The following is a 16,752-nucleotide window of genomic DNA, read 5'->3' on the forward strand; positions in this document are numbered from 1 at the left end:
GCGATAGTTCGGTGCGATCGGTCATCCCGATCGACAATGTGACGGCGGCGATCATTGGCGCCGCTGCGCCGTGCCTACACCACCACGTCCCGATACAGCCTCACCTCGCCGTCCTGGCCGCGGATGCGCCAGTCCTGCCCGTCCCGGCCCTCGACATGGCATGGCCCGAGCGGCACCTTGCCACCGCCTTCCGGCAGGTCCAGCACATAGACCGGATTGCAGATGCCCGACAGGCGGGCGCGCAGCGCGCCGGCCAGCGCCTGTCCCTGCGCAATCGTGGTGCGCCTGTGCGCCATGCCGCGCGCGAGGTCGCCATGGTGCAGGTAATAGGGTTTGACGCCGAGCCGGTACATCAGTTCGCGGCAGAGTTCCTCCAGCACCTCGACCGTGTCGTTGACGCCCTTGAGCAGGACACTCTGGTTGAGCAGCACGAAGCCTGCCTGGCGCATGACGCGGCAGGCCAATTCGGTGGCCGGCGTGATCTCCCGCCCATGGTTGAAATGGGTGACGATTGTGACCATCAGCCGGCCCTGCAACGCGCCAACCAGCCCCGGCGTGATGCGCGCGGGCAGTACGACAGGCACGCGCGTGTGGATACGCAGCAGCCTCACATGCGCGATCGCCTCGATACGGGCGCGGATTTCGGCCAGCGCCTTGTCCGGCAGCGAAAGCGGATCGCCGCCGGTCAGGATCACTTCGCGGATTTCGGTATGGGCTTCGATATAGGCAAAGGCGTCTTCGAGCGCCTCGCGCGTGTAGCCGCGGCCGATCGAGGTCAGAGACTCCTTGCGGAAGCAGAAGCGGCAAGAGACCGCGCATTGGTAGGTCGCAAACAACAGCACGCGGTCGGCGTGGCGGTGCGTCAGTCGCGGCACCGGACTGAAGGCATGGTCGGCGATCGGATCGTCGAGCTCGCCTTCCGTTTCCGTCAGCTCATCCGGCGATGGAATGACCTGGGCGCGGATCGGGTCGGCGGGATCGTTCCAGTCGATCAGGTCGAGATAGGTTTTTGGGGCACGCACCTTGTGGCGCGTAGCCGCCTCCTGCGCCGCCGCGTGCTCGGCGGGTGACAGCGGCAGCGAGGCGAGATCGCGGACGTGGCGCACGCCCGCGCGGATGTCGTTTTGCCAGGCGGTGTCGGCATCGCGTCCTTCGTCGGCTGTGGCCGAGTCATGGAAAGTTGAGTCTGGGATCATTGGGGCCTCGGGGCAATTCTGGCGGTGCTATCGGCCGGATGGACGGTTCGGTCAACAGCAGTGGCTCGGCGCGGATTGTCGCTGCGCTGCGATCCTTCGCATCCCCGACTATCGCCGTAATCGACCAGCGCAGCAATTTCAGGCAATCTCACCGATAAGGCGCTCCAAGGGGAGATGGGCGCCGCCTAGGGAGGATCGCCATGAGCAAAATGCCGCGTTATGAGGATGCCGTTCAGCGCTTTCGCATCGAAGATGAGATCGCCCGGCTGTATGGCAACCCTAGAACCGGCATCAATGCCTATGTCGAATGCTGCGGCCGCTACACCGGACAAAACCGGCTGGCGCTGCGCGCGATCTCGGCCGGCGGCGAGCTTCGCGAATTCAGCTTCGACGATCTCGCCGACATGTCCGGGCGCGCCGCCAATGTGCTCAAGGCCGCCGGCGTCGGTGCCGGCGATGTCGTCGCCGGCATGCTGCCGCGCGTCCCCGAACTGGTGGCGCTGATCCTCGGGACGTGGCGCATCGGCGCGGTCTACCAGCCGCTGTTCACCGCCTTCGGTCCGAAAGCCATCGAGCACCGCCTCGGCTATAGCGGCGCCAGGATCGTGGTGACCAACCCGGCCAATCGCGGCAAGCTCGACGAGGTCGAGACATCAGCGCAAATCGCCACCATCCTTGGCAATGGCGGTGAGCTACCTGCAGGCGACATCGATTTCCGCGCCGCGCTTGCCGCCGCCTCGCCCGAGTGCCAGCCGGTGATGCGCAAGGGCGACGACTTGTTCATGATGATGTCGACGTCGGGAACGACCGGCCTGCCCAAGGGCGTGCCGGTGCCGCTTCGCGCCCTGCTCGCCTTCGGCGCCTATATGCGCGACGCGATCGGCTTGCTGCCCGACGACATCTTCTGGAACATCGCGGACCCCGGCTGGGCCTACGGCCTCTATTACGCCATCACCGGCCCGTTGCAGCTCGGCATCGCCACGACCTTCTATGAAGGCGCCTTCAACGCCAAGAGCACTTACGACATCATCGAGCGGCTCGGCGTCACCAGCCTTGCCGGCTCGCCGACCGCCTATCGCCTGCTGATGGCGGAAGGCGCGGAAGCTGCGGCCCGTGTCAAAGGCAGACTGCGCGTGGTGAGCAGCGCCGGCGAGCCGCTCAACCCGGAAGTCATCCGCTGGTTCGACGCAAATCTCGCCGCGCCCATTCACGACCATTACGGCCAGACCGAGAACGGCATGATGGTCAACAACCATCATGGGCTCTCGCACGTCGTGCGCGTGGGCTCGGCCGGCTTCGCAATGCCCGGATATCGCATGGTGGTATTGGACGAGGCCGGCAACGAGCTCGGCCCCAACCAGCCCGGCATCCTCGCCGTCGACATCGCGAAGTCGCCGCTGCGCTGGTTCGACGGCTATCACCAAGCCGAGACGCCAGCGATCACGGGCGGCTACTACCGCACCGGCGACACGGTGGAGTACGAGCCGGACGGTTCGGTCTCCTTCATGGGCCGCGCCGACGATGTCATCACTTCGGCCGGCTATCGCATCGGCCCGTTCGACGTCGAAAGCGCGCTGATCGAGCATCCGGCGGTCAACGAGGCGGCTGTCGTCGGCGTGCCCGATCCGCAGCGCACCGAGATCGTCAAGGCCTTCGTCGTCCTGGCGCCGGCTTACAAGGGCAATTCGGAGCTCGCCGAAGAGCTGGCCCAGCACGTCAAGAAACGGCTGTCGGCGCACGCCTACCCGCGCGAGGTCGAGTTCATCACGGAACTGCCGAAGACCCCAAGCGGCAAGATCCAGCGCTTCCTGCTGAGGAAGGCGGAGGTGGAGAAGCGCAAGGCGTGATTAGGCGCCAATCTCCCCCCTCGAGGGGGAGATGTCGCCGAAGGCGACAGAGGGGGTCGTTGCGCGTGAAGCGCTAACGTCGTCTCGCGCTGCAAAAGGAGTCAGCGCTTCAAGCGCAACGACGCCTCTGGCCTGCCGGCCATCTCCTTCCTCAAGGGGGCAGCTCCAACGCCGTCTTTTTTCAGCCCAATGTTGTCATGTATCCTTGGAATCGAACGTAGAGCAGGGTTTATATCATGCGGTGGGTCTGGACGTTTCTGTTTGCGCTGGTGAGCAGCGTGGCTTTCACGGCCTCGCCGGAGGACGACTATGTGGCCGCGCGTGACAAGGCGATTGCTGATATCGCGGCGCTGAACAGTGCGAACGCGGCAATCGAGACCATCGACGCTGAGAACGAGAAGGCGCTGGCCGACCTCCAGCAGCGTCTTGCCGGCATTATCGGGCCGCTGGCGGTCAGGGACTTTCCGCCAACCGGCACAATCAATATCGAAAGCCTCAGCGACTCCGATATCGGCTATGGCATGCTCGATGGGCTGCGATACACCAAGGGCGACGACGGCCCCAGCCTGGTGGCAACGACGCGAGGGCTGCTGGAGCGCTGGCTCCAGTCCAGAACCGCCGAGACCGACGAAAGTTTCAAACTGCCCGCCGGCATCGATGAGGCGCTTAAGCTGGATGCCTTCTATACCCAGGCGATCAACAGCGACGCCGCCTTCGAGGGAACGCTCGACTTTCCATTGAAGAAACCCGAAGGCGCCGACATCGCCTTCGCACGGCTCGGCGGCTGGACGCAGGACGTCGGGCCGATCTATGAGCAGGAAGTCATCGTTACGCTCGTCAAAGGCAACAGCGTGAGAATTATCGCAGCGCCGGCAGCCCCTGCCGTTCCGAAGATCGCCGCCTGCGACGCCGTGTGGGCTGCTGCGGACGCCGCCGCGCAGAAATTCCAGGAGGCCTACCAGGCATCGGACCTGAAGGACGAAAAAGCGTTCGAGTCCTCCAACGCCGCCTGGGACAAGGGCGACAGCGACTACCGGGCCTGCATGGCGCAGCGCCTGCCGGCTGACCCGGCTTTCCCGGCGCTGCTCGCCCAGGCGCAGGCGCTGGCCGATCAAATGGCTGGGAAGTAAGCCTCCCGCAAGGGCCCGCGCGGCAAGATCAGGCGGCTTGTTGCAATCTGAGGCGAATATGACTTCGCCGCTGGGTTGCAGAACGCTGCAACCTGGCGTCCTACTTTCGGACACTCATTCAGATTTCGGCTGGACCCTGGCAGCCAAAAGCTTACCGTTTGTTCTCGGATTCGTCTCGAAGCTCAAACTTAAGCTTTAGCTACTATGGTCGACCGAAGGACTACTGTCCTGGAAAGGTCTTCGGATCGAGTTGGCAGGTGCAATGCTCAATTCCGGCCGGTTGAAACGGGCCGTTTTTTCTTCCGCCAACTTGCCGGCGGCGATTGCCTTTGTCGTGCTTCTCGTCTGCGCCCTGGTTGCCGACCAGAGGAACAGAGAGGTCTCCGATCAGCTGGCGCGCGCCGACGTCCTGGCCAAGGTCAACATCATACGCGCCAAGCTCGAAGGCAACATAGGCGGCAATCTCCAGCTGGTTCAGGGTCTCGTTTCGACAATCGTTACCGAGCCCTATATGGGCCAGCAAAGATTTGCGGCACTCGCCCGTAATCTGTTCGAGCAAAAATCGCAGTTGCGCGATATTGCCGGCGCCCCCGACCTCGTCATCGCGCTGATATATCCGCTGGAAGGCAATGAAAAAGCCATCGGGCTGGACTACCGCAAGAGCGATACGCAACGCATGGCCGCGCTTCGCGCCCGTGACCAGCGCGCGCTGGTGCTCGCCGGGCCGGTCAAACTGGCGCAAGGCGGACGTGGCTTCATCGGCCGTATCCCGGTCTTCGTGCCGACGGCGGGTGGCGGCGACCGTTTCTGGGGTATCGTCTCGGCCGTGATCGATGTCGATCGGCTCTACGCTGCCAGCGGACTGACCGACCCTGATCTGGATATCGATGTGGCGCTTATCGGCAAGGATGCGCTCGGCGGCGGCGGGGAACTGTTCTTCGGCGGCGATAATGTCGTGTCCGGCAATCCGGTGATGGCAGAGGTGCAATTGCCTTCAGGCTCCTGGCAAATTTCAGCCATACCGAAGGGCGGCTGGCCGACCGCTCCGAAAAATGAGTGGCTGTTGCGTCTGCTCATGGCGCTTGCCGGCGCGCTGGTGGTGCTGCCGATCCTCGTGGCAGGACGTCTTTTCGGTGAGCGGCAGAAAAGTGACGCCGAGTTGAGGCGCCTGTCCCGGCGGCTGGAGCTGGCGTTGGAAGCCTCTGCTATAGGCGTGTGGGAGCACGATACCGTCAGCAACGAACTCGTATGGGACAACCGCATCAACGAAATCTATGGCAAACCCGGCGGCGGCAAGACCCGTAGCTATGACGACTGGGCGCTGGCGATCCATCCCCAAGACTTCGAACGGGCTAAAGCAGATTTCGATTCGGCTGTTGCAACACAAGGCCCCTACTCTTCGCAGTATCGGCTCCTGCGGCCGGACGGCACCATTCGCCATGTGCGCACCCGCGCCAGTTTCTTCCGGGACATCGACGGCACGCCAAAAATGATCGGCGCCGAATGGGATGTGACAGGCGACGTGCTGCTCAACGAGAATCTCGTGCGTGAACGTCGCCTTTCAGAATCGAAAAATGCCGAACTGAACCTGGCCAAAGCCCGCATCGAGCATGTCGCGATGCATGATTCGCTGACCGGTCTGCCCAACCGTCGGTATCTGGACGAGATGCTTGCCGAAAACCGCGAAGCCGACGGCCGTGCGGCGTTGCTGCATCTCGACCTTGACCGGTTCAAGCAGATCAACGACACGCTCGGCCATGCAGCGGGCGATGCATTGCTGGTGCATGCTTCGAAAGTCATCAAGGCTAGCGTCGGCAGTGCCGATTTCGTTGCGCGCATCGGCGGCGACGAGTTTGTCGTGCTGAGCCATGGACGCGACGACAAGGAACTCGCCGCGCTGGCCGACCACATTATCGATGCGATGCGCCAGCCGGTCGACTATCTGGGTCACCAGTGCCGGTTCGGCGTCAGCATCGGCATTGCGGCCAATAGCGGCGTCGATGCAAGGCAGTTGCTTGTCAATGCCGATCTGGCGCTGTACCGGGCGAAAGGCCGCGGCCGCAACCGCTACGAGTTTTTCAACGAAGAGCTGCAGAGCGAGATCGTGCGGACCAAGCAGACCGCCGACGAGATTCTGGGCGGGCTCGAGCGGAACGAATTCATCGTCTACTATCAGCCGCAGTTCGACGCCAAGACGCTGGAGATCGTCGGCGTCGAGGCGCTGTCGCGTTGGGATCACCCGCAACGCGGCATGCTGACCCCCGACGCCTACATCAAGGTGGCTGAAGAACTTAATGTCGTGGCGCTTATCGACCGCACCGTCCTGGAGCAGGCGCTCGATAATTTCGAGCGTTGGTCGCGCAGCCACCTCAACATCCCGCGCGTCTCGGTCAACGTTTCCGCACGGCGCCTGGAAGACAGGGACCTGATCAAGGGTTTGCGCAAGCTTCCCATCAAGGAAGGGACCGTGTCGTTCGAACTGGTGGAGTCGATTTTCCTCGACGAAAACGACGAGCTGGTCAGCTGGAACATCGAACACATCAAGGGGCTCGGCATCGACGTCGAGATCGACGATTTCGGCACCGGGCATGCCTCGATCGTCTCGCTGTTGAAGTTGCGGCCCCGTCGCCTCAAGATCGACCGCCAGCTGGTTACCCCCATCACCAGCTCAACCGCACAGCGGCAGCTTGTGTCGTCCATCATCGACATCGGCAAGTCGCTCGGGATCGAAGTGATCGCCGAGGGCGTCGAGACGATGGAGCACGCGCGCATCCTGAAAGAGCTTGGCTGCGACATCCTGCAAGGCTTCCTGTTCGGCTACCCGATGGATGCCAAAGTCTTCAAGGCCTTCGCGCAGTCGCGCAAATGGCTGGCGGCGAGCTGACAAATCCTGGCTTTGCTGGACGCAAATGCGGACGCAGGACCTGCGTCAGATCCGCAGCCCCGGCGCCTCGTGCCCGGTCCTCTCCACATATTCGGTATAGCCGCCGCCATAGGTGTGGATGCCTTCTGGCGTCAGTTCCAGCACGCGGTTGGAGAGTGCGGCCAGGAAATGGCGGTCGTGCGAGACGAACAGCATGGTGCCTTCGTATTGCGACAGCGCCGTGATCAGCATCTCCTTTGTGGCGATGTCCAAATGGTTGGTCGGCTCGTCCAGCACCAGCAGATTGGGCGGATCGAACAGCATCAACGCCATCACCAGGCGCGCCTTTTCGCCGCCCGACAGCACCCGGCATTTCTTCTCGATCTCGTCGCCGGAAAAGCCGAAGCAGCCGGCGAGTGCCCTGAGCGGCGCCTGGCCGGCTTGCGGAAACGCGTCCTCCAGCGTCTGGAACACGGTGCGTTCGCCCTCCAGCACCTCCATGGCGTGCTGGGCGAAATAGCCCATTTTCACGCTCGGCCCCCGCGCGACCGTGCCGGTGTCGGGATCGGAAGCGCCTGCCACCAGCTTCAGCAGCGTTGACTTGCCGGCGCCGTTGACGCCCATGATGCACCAGCGCTCGCGGCGGCGGACCTGGAAATCCAGCCCCTCATAGATCGAGCGGCTGCCATAGCCCTTGTGGACGTTCTTCAGCGTCACGACATCCTCGCCGCAGCGCGGCGCCGGCTGAAAATCGAAATTCACGATCTGACGGCGCTTGGGCGGCTCGACACGATCGATCTTGTCGAGCTTCTTCACCCGGCTCTGCACCTGGGCGGCGTGTGACGCCCGCGCCTTGAAGCGCTCGATAAAAGCGATCTCCTTGGCCAGCATGGCCTGCTGGCGCTCGAACTGCGCCTGCTGCTGCTTGTCGGCGATCGCCCGCTGCTGCTGGTAGAATTCGTAATTGCCGGAATAGGCGGTGAGCGAACCGGCGTCGATCTCGACCACCTTGTTGACGATGCGGTTCATGAACTCGCGGTCGTGCGAGGTCATCAGCAGCGCGCCCTCATAACCCTTCAGGAACTGCTCCAGCCAGATCAGGCTTTCGAGATCGAGATGGTTGGACGGCTCGTCGAGCAGCATGACGTCGGGCCGCATCAACAGGATGCGGGCCAGCGCCACGCGCATCTTCCAGCCGCCGGACAGTTTGCCGACATCGCCGTCCATCATTTCCTGGGAAAAGCCGAGGCCGTCGAGCACTTCGCGGGCGCGGCCATCGAGCGCATAGCCGTCGAGCTCCTCGAAACGATGCTGCGCCTCGCCGTACTTCTCGATGATCTCGTCCATCCGGTCGGCCTGCTCGGGATCGGCCATGGCCGCCTCGAGTTCGGCCATTTCGGCCGCCACGTCGCTGACCGGCCCGGCGCCGTTCATCACTTCGGCCACAGCACTATGGCCCGCCATGTCGCCGACATCCTGGCTGAAATAGCCGATGGTGACGCCGCGATCGACCTGCACCTGGCCTTCGTCGGGCTGTTCCTGGCCGGTGATCATGCGAAACAGCGTCGTCTTGCCGGCGCCGTTCGGGCCGACAAGGCCGACCTTCTCGCCCTTCTGTAGCGAGGCCGAGGCCTCGATGAAGACAAGCTGGCGGCCGTTCTGCTTGCTGATGCTTTCAAGACGGATCATGCGACTGGAAGAACCTTGGAGGATTTTCCCCGGCCCTTACGCGATCGGCCGCGCCAGAGGAAGCGCCCATTTGACGCCGCGCGCAAAAGCCGCTGCGGTCCGCACCTCCAGAATGCAAAACAGCCCGCCGCGCGATTTTGCGCAACGGGCTGTTTTTGAACCAGCTTCTGTACTCAGTTCGGTGCGGGCACTTCCGCTTCTATTGACGGCACCTGCTGGGCGGCGAGCGAGGCGAGCTTGCCCCGTCTGACGAGTGTCGGCTTCTCATAGGATCGTTTCATAAATTCCCCTCTCTTACACAAGCGGAGACTGTTCCGCCGAACTCGCCATGTCAATAAGCAGCCGGTAGTGAAGTGCTTTGGCTGTGTCCGACGAATTGTCACTTCGCGTCGTGGAAAATGATCCCCACTGTATGCCGCCTGCCGGAGCGCAGGCGGCTGACGCCGTGCCTGAGGTTGACGCGGTAATGGCCTTTCGTGCCTTGCACCGGGCGGTTGTGGACAGCAAAGATCACCGCATCGCCCCGGGTCAGCGGCACCACTTCGGCACGGCTTTGCATGCGCGGGCGCTGTTCGGTCAGGACGAATTCGCCGCCGGTGAAATCCTCGCCCGGCTGCGACAACAGGATTGCGACCTGCAGCGGAAAAGCGAGGTCGCCATAGAGGTCCTGATGGAGGCAGTTAAAGTCGCCGGGGCCATATTGCAGGAGAAGCGGCGTCGGCCGCGTTTGGCCGCTTTCGTGGCAAAGCTGGAGGAAGGCGGCGTGGTCATCGGGATAGCGCCGTGCCGCGCCCATGCGTTCGTTCCAGTCGTTGGCGACGCCGGCCAGCCTGGGATAGAGCGCGGTGCGCAGGCCACCGACCAGATCCGGCAGCGGATAGCGGAAATAGCGGTACTCGCCCTTGCCGAAGCCATGGCGGGCCATCACCACATGGCTGCGGAAATGGTCCTCATGCGGATAGAGACCGGCGATCTCGGTGCACTCCTCGGGTGAAAGCAGCGCCGGCATGACGGTGCTGCCGTGGCTGTTCAGTTCGCCGATCAGAGCACTCCAGTCCTGCGCTGCGACGCGCGCTTCGGCCGAATGGGCTGCGCGTTTGGTGCTTATCGAATGGATGGTCATCGATGCCTCCTTTGATGTGATCAAAGTGGGGCGAACGGCGGGCGTGAACCACCCGATTCCTGCGGAGGTGAAGCGCGATCTTCCCCTTCGCCCCCTGTGGGAGAAGGGAAAACGCGCTTCACCGCTTGCGATACACCTCCAGCTCCGGGTCGAGATCAACGCGCACCGCATTCGTGAACACGCAGGTCGCCACCATGATGCCGGCGAAGGCGACGAGGTTGACCAGCAGTGTGTCGTCGTAGCCAGCCTTGAGTGCCGCCCAGACATCGTCGGGAACGGCGTTGGTATCGGCAGCGACTGCCTTGCCGAATTCGATCAGCAAAGCTTCGTCGGCGCTGGGCTCGATCGCCTCGGGATCAAGACCGCTGTCGATCAGCGCGCGGCGGAAGAAGGTAAGCGGTATCTCGGCGCGGCATCTCTCGGAGATCGCCAGCGACAACAGCCAGACAGCGCGGTCGTCGAGTGCGGGCTTGAGCAGATCGCGCAGGGTGACCCATTCGGCATAGATGCGGTGGGCCGCCGGTGAATGCAGCAGGATGCGCTTCATGTTGGTCATGCGTCCGCGCAGGCCAAGCTCCCTGTCGTGCTCGGCGCGGATGTCATGCGATGCCGAGGCGTAGTCGATCGGCGGGATCATGGCCATGGGACGGTCCTTGGTTGGTGGCAGCGAGGCATTCTGCGAAGCCCTCACCCAAGCGTCGTATGCAATTGCGGCGCGGCGCGCAGCGTGTTGGACACCGTGCAGATCGCTTCGGCGTCCTCGACGATCCGCTGCTTGGTCGCAGCGTCGAGATCGCCTGAGATGTCGAGCCTGATGTTGAGCCTTTCGACGCGCGACGGCTCGTCCTTGGCCTTCTCGCCGCTGACCTCGGCGCGCACCTCGCCAAGCGCGGCGGCAACCCCGAGGCGGGAGGCGGCGATGCGCGCGCTCAGCACCATGCAGGCGGCGAGCGAGGCGTAGAGCAGGTCGAGCGGATTGAAGCCCGGCGCGCTGATGCCGGTGACGACATCGACTGCACCGCCGGTCGGAGTGGTGATGGAAGGCAAGCCGCCGGGCTGCAGCGTCGCCGTCGCGCCGGTGACGCGGGTTCTGACCTTCAACTCAGCCATCGCAAAAACCTTTCAGCCGGCAGCCCGACAAAGATCAGGGGCACTGTGGCGCGCACACGAGTGCGATTTGCACACGCGTTGCGGTGCCGACCAACATGCATGTGATTAGACACGACCGGCAAACAGGTGCCTACTGCATTGTCCACGGGGATGGGGATAACCGAGGAGAGGCCCATGATTGCGCTCAATGTAAACGGCGAGGATCGCAGTGTCGACGTGCCGGACGATATGCCATTGCTGTGGGTGCTGCGCGATGTCATCGGCCTGACCGGCACGAAGTTCGGTTGCGGCATCGCCCAGTGCGGCGCCTGCACGGTGCAGCTTGACGGGCAACCGGTGCGATCCTGCGTGTTGCCGGTCGCGTCGGTTGGGTCGCGCCATGTCACCACCGTCGAGGCGATCGGAGCGACGCCATCGGGTAAGAAAGTGCAACAGGCATGGCTCGACCTTGAAGTGATCCAGTGCGGCTATTGCCAGTCCGGCCAGATCATGTCGGCCTCGGCGCTGCTGGAGCGCAACCCCGACCCGAGCGACAGCGATATCGATGCCGCCATGTCCGGCAATATCTGCAGGTGCGGCACCTACACGCGAATAAGAGCGGCCATAAAACGGGCCGCGAAGGCCTGAGGGAGATAGCCAGCCATGAGCAAGCCGTCCTCCTCCCCCACCCAAAAATTCACCTCGCGCCGTGCCTTCCTGCAGGGCAGCGGCCTTCTGCTCGGCTTCACCATGCTGGGCGCCGGCACCAGGCCCGGTTTTGCCGCCGCCGAGCCCGTCGAGGGCGACGTCACCGCCGCCTTTTCACCCGATGCCTTTATCCGCATCGACAGCGACGGCAAGATCACTTTCATCCTGCCCAACATCGAGATGGGACAAGGCACCCACACCGGTGAAGCGACGCTGATTGCCGAGGAACTGGAAGTCGGCCTCGACCAGGTGAAGGTCGTCGACGCACCGCCCAACGACAAGCTGTACGCCACCGCTGCGCTTGGCGGCCAGGCAACGGGCGGCTCGACCTCGATGCGGGCTACCTGGGAATCGCTGCGCAAGGCAGGCTCCGTCGCCCGCACGATGCTGGTTGCGGCAGCAGCCGCGCAATGGGCGGTTCCGATTTCGGAATGCAGCGCCAAGCTTGGCGTGGTCACGCATCAGCCGACAGGCCGGCAGCTGGCCTATGGCGCGCTCGCCGACGCAGCCGGCAAGCAACCGGTGCCGAGCGACGTCAAGCTCAAGGACCCCAAGGATTTCCAGCTAATCGGCAAGTCGCTGCGCCGGGTCGACACGGCGGGCAAGGTCAATGGCGCAGTGGTCTACGGCATCGATGTGCGCGTGCCCGGCATGAAGGTGGCGACGGTCGCCGCCTGTCCGGTGATCGGCGGCAAGCTCGGCGATGTGGACGAGACGGCGGCACGCGCCGTCCCAGGCGTGCGCGATATCGTCAGGCTGGACAATGCGGTCGCCGTGATCGGCGATCATTTCTGGGCGGCCAAGAAAGGCCTCGAGGCCCTCACCATCACCTGGGACGAAGGCGCCAACGCCAGGCTTTCAAGCGCCGATATGATGAACACGCTGAAGGCTGCGTCCAAAAACAAGACACCGATCATGGCGCGCCAGGAAGGCGACGTCGCCGGCGCGCTGAAAGCCGCCGTCAAGACGGTCGAGGCGAGCTATGAGCTGCCGTTCCTGGCCCATGCGCCGATGGAGCCGGTCAACTGCGTCGTGCATGTGCGCGCCGATGAATGCGAGATCTGGCTCGGCACCCAGGTGCCCACCCAGGCGCAAGGCTGGGCGGCACAGGTCACGGGCTTTCCGCTCGACAAGATCATCGTGCACAATCACCTGATCGGCGGCGGCTTCGGCCGCCGGCTTGTCGCTGAATATGTCGGCCAGGCGGTGGCGATCGCCAAACAGGTGAGCTACCCGGTCAAAGTTATCTGGACGCGTGAAGAAGACATCCAGCACGACCTCTACCGGCCGACCTACTACGATCGGATATCAGCCGGTCTCGGCGCCGACGGCTTGCCAACGGTGTGGATCGACCATGTCGCCGGCGGCTCGGTGTTGGGCAATTACATCCCCGGCGGCTGGCCGCAGGACAAGCTTGATGACGACGCGGTTGAGGGCGCCGCCAAACCGCCCTATGATCTGCCGGTCATCCAGGTCGACTGGGTGCGCGAGGACCCGCCGGTGCCGATCACCTGGTGGCGCGGCGTCGGACCGACGCACAATGTCTTCGTGGTCGAAAGTTTCATGGACGAACTCGCCAATGCGGTGGGCAGGGATCCGGTAGAGTATCGCCGGGCGCTGACGAAGAACCAGCCGCGGGCCGCAGGCGTGCTCGAGCTTGCGGCCGAAAAGTCGGGCTGGGGCTCGCCGCTTCCGGCCGGCAGCGGCCGCGGCATTTCCCTGCACGATGCCTTCGGCAGCTTCATGGCCGCGGTGCTGGAAATCTCGGTGTCAGCGGCCGGCGAGATTACGCTGCAGCGCGCGGTGGTGGCCGTCGATTGCGGCATCGCCATCAACCCAAACACGGTCGAAGCCCAGATCGAAGGCGGGTTGATCTTCGGCCTGTCGGCGGCGCTCTACAGCGGCATCACTTTCAGCAATGGCCGCGTCGACCAGAGCAATTTTCACGACTACCGCATCCTGCGCAACAATGAGGCGCCGAAGATCGAGGTCTATCACGTCAAGAGCCTGGAATTGCCTGGCGGCATCGGCGAGACGGCAACGGTTTCGGCCGGCCCTGCCCTCGCCAACGCGATCTTCGCCGCGACGGGAAAACGCCTGCGCAGCCTGCCCATCGACCGCAACCAGCTGAAGAGCGACGGCGCCGACAAGACCAGCGTGTCGATGGTGCCGCCGCCCGCAGCACCCTTGCTGGCGGTGCTGGCGAACAGCAGGGAGCGCCCGGAGACCGGCATCGAAACCGAAGCCGAAGCGCTGTGAGGGCCAGGCCATGAGAAGTTTGGTCCGTATCCTCCTCGCTGTCGTGGTCGTCATCGCCGCCGGCGTTGCGATCTTCCTGTTCAAACCGGCGTCGCTGCCGGACGTCTCCGTGGCGGCAGCGAAACTGCCGACCGGTCAGGCGCTGATCGATCGCGGCGAATATCTGACGCGCGCGGCCGATTGCGTCGCCTGCCACACAACCGGAGGCGGCACGCCCTATGCCGGCGGCCTTGCCTTCAAGCTGCCGTTCGGCACCGTCTATTCCCCAAACATCACCGCCGACAAGGAAACCGGCATCGGCGACTGGAGCGACGCGGAGTTCGTGCGTGCCTTGCATCAGGGCATCGACAAGCAAGGCCGCAATCTCTATCCGGCCTTTTCCTATGCCTCCTATGCCAGGATGGCCACGGAAGATGCGCTGGCGATCAAGGCCTATCTGTTCAGCCTGCCGCCGGTGCACGCCGAGGCGCCGAAGAACGATCTGAGTTTTCCGTTCAACCAGCGTTATGTCCTGCGGTTCTGGAACCTGTTGTTCGTTCCCGACGGTCCGTTGCCACAAGACGAAAAGCAGAGCGCGGAATGGAACCGCGGCGCCTATCTCACCGAAGCGATGGCGCATTGCGGCGAATGCCACACGCCCCGCAACCTGTTCTATGGGCTCGACAACAGCAAGAAATTCGCCGGCGCCGAACTGCAGGGCTGGAAGGCCTACAACATCAGTTCGGACAAGACGACCGGCATCGGAAGCTGGAGCGAGGAGCAGCTGTCCAACTATCTCTCCAAGGGTCATGCGGAAGGGCGTGGTGCGGCCACCGGCAACATGGGCGAAGCCGTCGACTACAGCCTGCGCCATTTGACGCCGGAAGACATCAAGGCGATCGTCACTTACGTAAAAACCGTTCCGCCGCAAGTCAGCAGCGACAAGGCGATCGTCGAAGTCGAGCCGCCGGCAACACTGACGACGTCCATCGCCTACGCTCCGTCTGCCGATTCAGTGGCGCAAGGCGGGCTCGGCCTGAAGCTGTTCCAGGGCGCCTGTGCCAGCTGTCACGGATGGAACGGCGAAGGGCTGCAGACACCTTATGCGGCGCTGCGCGGCAGCCGCACGGTCAACGACCCCGATGGCACAAACCTCATCCAGGTCATCCTGAAGGGCGCGCATATGACGACGCCGCTCGGCAAGCAGGCGATGCCGGCTTTCGCCAATGCCTATTCGAATGTCGAGATCGCGGCGCTCGGCAACTATGTGCTGGCGCATTTCGGCGGCAAGCAATCCGCCATCACACCGGCCGACGTGGCCAAAGCGCGGGCGCAGTGAGGACGGCGGTGAAGCCCGATCTCACCGCCCGCGCAAGATGTGTTTCTGAATCTTGCCGGAGGCGGTGCGCGGCAACGCGTCGGTGAGCAGGAATTCCTTCGGCACCTTGTAGCGGGCGATGCGAGCCGCACAGTGCGCCGCGAGCGCCGCCGGATCGAGGACGCAGCCAGCCTTCAGCACGACGAAGGCGCGGCCGACCTCGCCCCAGCGCTGGTCGGCGATGCCGATGACGGCGACGTCCGAAATGTCGGGATGATCGAGCAGCGCCATCTCGACCTCGGCTGGATAGACGTTCTCGCCGCCCGAAATGAACATGTCCTTGCGGCGGTCGACGAGGGTGACGAAACCATCTTCGTCGCGGCGCGCAATGTCGCCGGTGCGGAACCAGCCATCCGATGTAAAGGCCTGCGCCGTCTCATCGGGCCGGTTCCAGTAGCCCGGCGTGACATTGGGGCCTGACAGCCATATCTCACCCGGCTCGCCGGCTGCGGCGCCGTGGCCATCTTCGTCGACGATGCGCAGCGACAAAGACGGCGCCGGCAGGCCGGCGGAGCCGGCCTTGCGGGCGATCTGGTGTGCCTCGACCGGCATGCCGAGCACGGTGCCGGCTTCGGTCATGCCGAAGCCGTCGACCATGCGCACGCCCTGCTCCAGCCACCAAAGGATGTCGGCGGCGGGATTGGGCGCGCCACCGGTAAAGATGGCCGTCAGCGTGGTCCAGTTCGCCGGCGCGAACGCGGTGCCGTCGCGCAGCATCCGTGCCATTTGCGGGACGCAGAAATAGTGGGTGACGCCGAGGTCCGGGTCTGCCAGACGGCGGTTGGTGAGGCCGGCCTCGAAGCCGGACGAGATCAGCACCGTGCCGCCCTGCAGCAAGGGCGGACGCAGGCTGGTGATGAGGCCGATGACATGGAACATCGGCGCGTCGCAGAGGAAGATGCTGGAATTGCCGACCCGCCCCAGCACGCCGAAATTGACCGCGGTGGCGAACGCATTGGCCTCGGTCAGGATGACACCCTTGGGCCGGCCCGATGTGCCGGAGGTGTAGAGGATGATCGACGGTACATCGCCCGCCGGCAAAGCGCGTCGTAGCGCGGGCGCTTGCGCTTCGACCGCCGCGGCAAAGGCCCTGACCTCCACAGGTACGCAGCCTTTTGGCAGCGCCGTAATCAGCGCCGCGTCGTGCAGCAGCAGCACCGGCTCGCAATCGGCCAGGACCGTCTGCTGCTCGACGGCGGAAAGGCGCCAGTTGACCGGCACGAAGATGGCGCCGAGCCGCATGGCGGCCTGCTGCGCGATGAGTAGATCGGCGCTGTTGCGGGCGAGCGTCGCGATGCGTTGTCCCGGCTCGATGCCGTAGTCTTCCAGCACAGCCATGGCGCGCTGGATGGCCTCGTCGAGCGTACGGTAAGTCCAGCGCCGCCCGGATGCGAGATCGACGCAGGCGACGCGCTGCGGCTGCGCGCCCGCGTGCAGCGCCACGGGGTCTGAAGTCGTCCAGGCCGGCATTCGCATCTTCTCCCGGATTGC

General features: G+C 64.1%; 12 protein-coding genes. 6 read left to right on the forward strand and 6 right to left on the reverse strand.

The window, feature by feature from the left end; genetic code table 11:
* Nucleotides 1–74: 74 nt before the first annotated feature.
* Nucleotides 75–1,196 (reverse strand): KamA family radical SAM protein, encoded by a 1,122-nt coding sequence (locus tag ACYG9R_RS01750; protein ID WP_031199563.1) that lies wholly within the window; start codon nucleotides 1,194–1,196, stop codon nucleotides 75–77.
* 200 nt (nucleotides 1,197–1,396) lie between these two features.
* On the opposite strand from ACYG9R_RS01750, the gene ACYG9R_RS01755 reads away from it, so the two are divergent.
* From ACYG9R_RS01755 to ACYG9R_RS01765, 3 genes are all read left to right on the forward strand, one after another.
* Entirely contained in the window at nucleotides 1,397–3,043 is a 1,647-nt protein-coding gene (locus ACYG9R_RS01755; protein WP_023824414.1) for an acyl-CoA synthetase, read from the forward strand.
* Nucleotides 3,044–3,279: 236 nt separating this feature from the next.
* Nucleotides 3,280–4,173: a hypothetical protein gene (locus ACYG9R_RS01760; protein ID WP_023824413.1), complete on the forward strand. Its 894-nt coding sequence runs from the start codon at nucleotides 3,280–3,282 to the stop codon at nucleotides 4,171–4,173.
* 262 nt (nucleotides 4,174–4,435) lie between these two features.
* The gene (locus tag ACYG9R_RS01765; RefSeq protein ID WP_031199562.1) at nucleotides 4,436–7,057 is read left to right on the forward strand and encodes a bifunctional diguanylate cyclase/phosphodiesterase; all 2,622 of its coding nucleotides are present in this window, start codon (nucleotides 4,436–4,438) and stop codon (nucleotides 7,055–7,057) included.
* 45 nt (nucleotides 7,058–7,102) lie between these two features.
* On the opposite strand, the gene ACYG9R_RS01770 is transcribed toward ACYG9R_RS01765, so the two are convergent.
* The 4 genes from ACYG9R_RS01770 to ACYG9R_RS01785 form a co-directional block, all read right to left on the reverse strand.
* On the reverse strand, nucleotides 7,103–8,725 hold the full coding sequence (locus ACYG9R_RS01770; RefSeq protein ID WP_023824411.1) for an ABC-F family ATP-binding cassette domain-containing protein: 1,623 nt from the start codon (nucleotides 8,723–8,725) through the stop codon (nucleotides 7,103–7,105).
* Between the two features lie 379 nt (nucleotides 8,726–9,104).
* Entirely contained in the window at nucleotides 9,105–9,848 is a 744-nt protein-coding gene (locus tag ACYG9R_RS01775; RefSeq protein WP_023715114.1) for a 2OG-Fe(II) oxygenase, read from the reverse strand.
* 118 nt (nucleotides 9,849–9,966) lie between these two features.
* Nucleotides 9,967–10,491: a carboxymuconolactone decarboxylase family protein gene (locus ACYG9R_RS01780; RefSeq protein WP_023824410.1), complete on the reverse strand. Its 525-nt coding sequence runs from the start codon at nucleotides 10,489–10,491 to the stop codon at nucleotides 9,967–9,969.
* A gap of 44 nt (nucleotides 10,492–10,535) precedes the next feature.
* Nucleotides 10,536–10,958: an OsmC family protein gene (locus ACYG9R_RS01785; RefSeq protein ID WP_023824409.1), complete on the reverse strand. Its 423-nt coding sequence runs from the start codon at nucleotides 10,956–10,958 to the stop codon at nucleotides 10,536–10,538.
* Between the two features lie 174 nt (nucleotides 10,959–11,132).
* Between ACYG9R_RS01785 and ACYG9R_RS01790 the strand changes: the two genes are divergently transcribed.
* Genes ACYG9R_RS01790 through ACYG9R_RS01800 form a run of 3 tightly spaced genes read left to right on the forward strand, consistent with a single transcriptional unit; the run spans nucleotide 11,133 to nucleotide 15,222 of the window.
* Nucleotides 11,133–11,585 (forward strand): (2Fe-2S)-binding protein, encoded by a 453-nt coding sequence (locus ACYG9R_RS01790; RefSeq protein WP_023824408.1) that lies wholly within the window; start codon nucleotides 11,133–11,135, stop codon nucleotides 11,583–11,585.
* 15 nt (nucleotides 11,586–11,600) lie between these two features.
* Nucleotides 11,601–13,904: a xanthine dehydrogenase family protein molybdopterin-binding subunit gene (locus ACYG9R_RS01795; RefSeq protein WP_023824407.1), complete on the forward strand. Its 2,304-nt coding sequence runs from the start codon at nucleotides 11,601–11,603 to the stop codon at nucleotides 13,902–13,904.
* 10 nt (nucleotides 13,905–13,914) lie between these two features.
* Nucleotides 13,915–15,222, forward strand: a complete 1,308-nt coding sequence (locus ACYG9R_RS01800) for a c-type cytochrome (protein ID WP_023824406.1) — start codon at nucleotides 13,915–13,917, stop codon at nucleotides 15,220–15,222.
* Nucleotides 15,223–15,243: 21 nt separating this feature from the next.
* On the opposite strand, the gene ACYG9R_RS01805 is transcribed toward ACYG9R_RS01800, so the two are convergent.
* Nucleotides 15,244–16,737 (reverse strand): AMP-binding protein, encoded by a 1,494-nt coding sequence (locus ACYG9R_RS01805; RefSeq protein ID WP_081726899.1) that lies wholly within the window; start codon nucleotides 16,735–16,737, stop codon nucleotides 15,244–15,246.
* Nucleotides 16,738–16,752 lie beyond the last annotated feature (15 nt).

Source organism: Mesorhizobium sp. RSR565B (genome assembly GCF_054719465.1).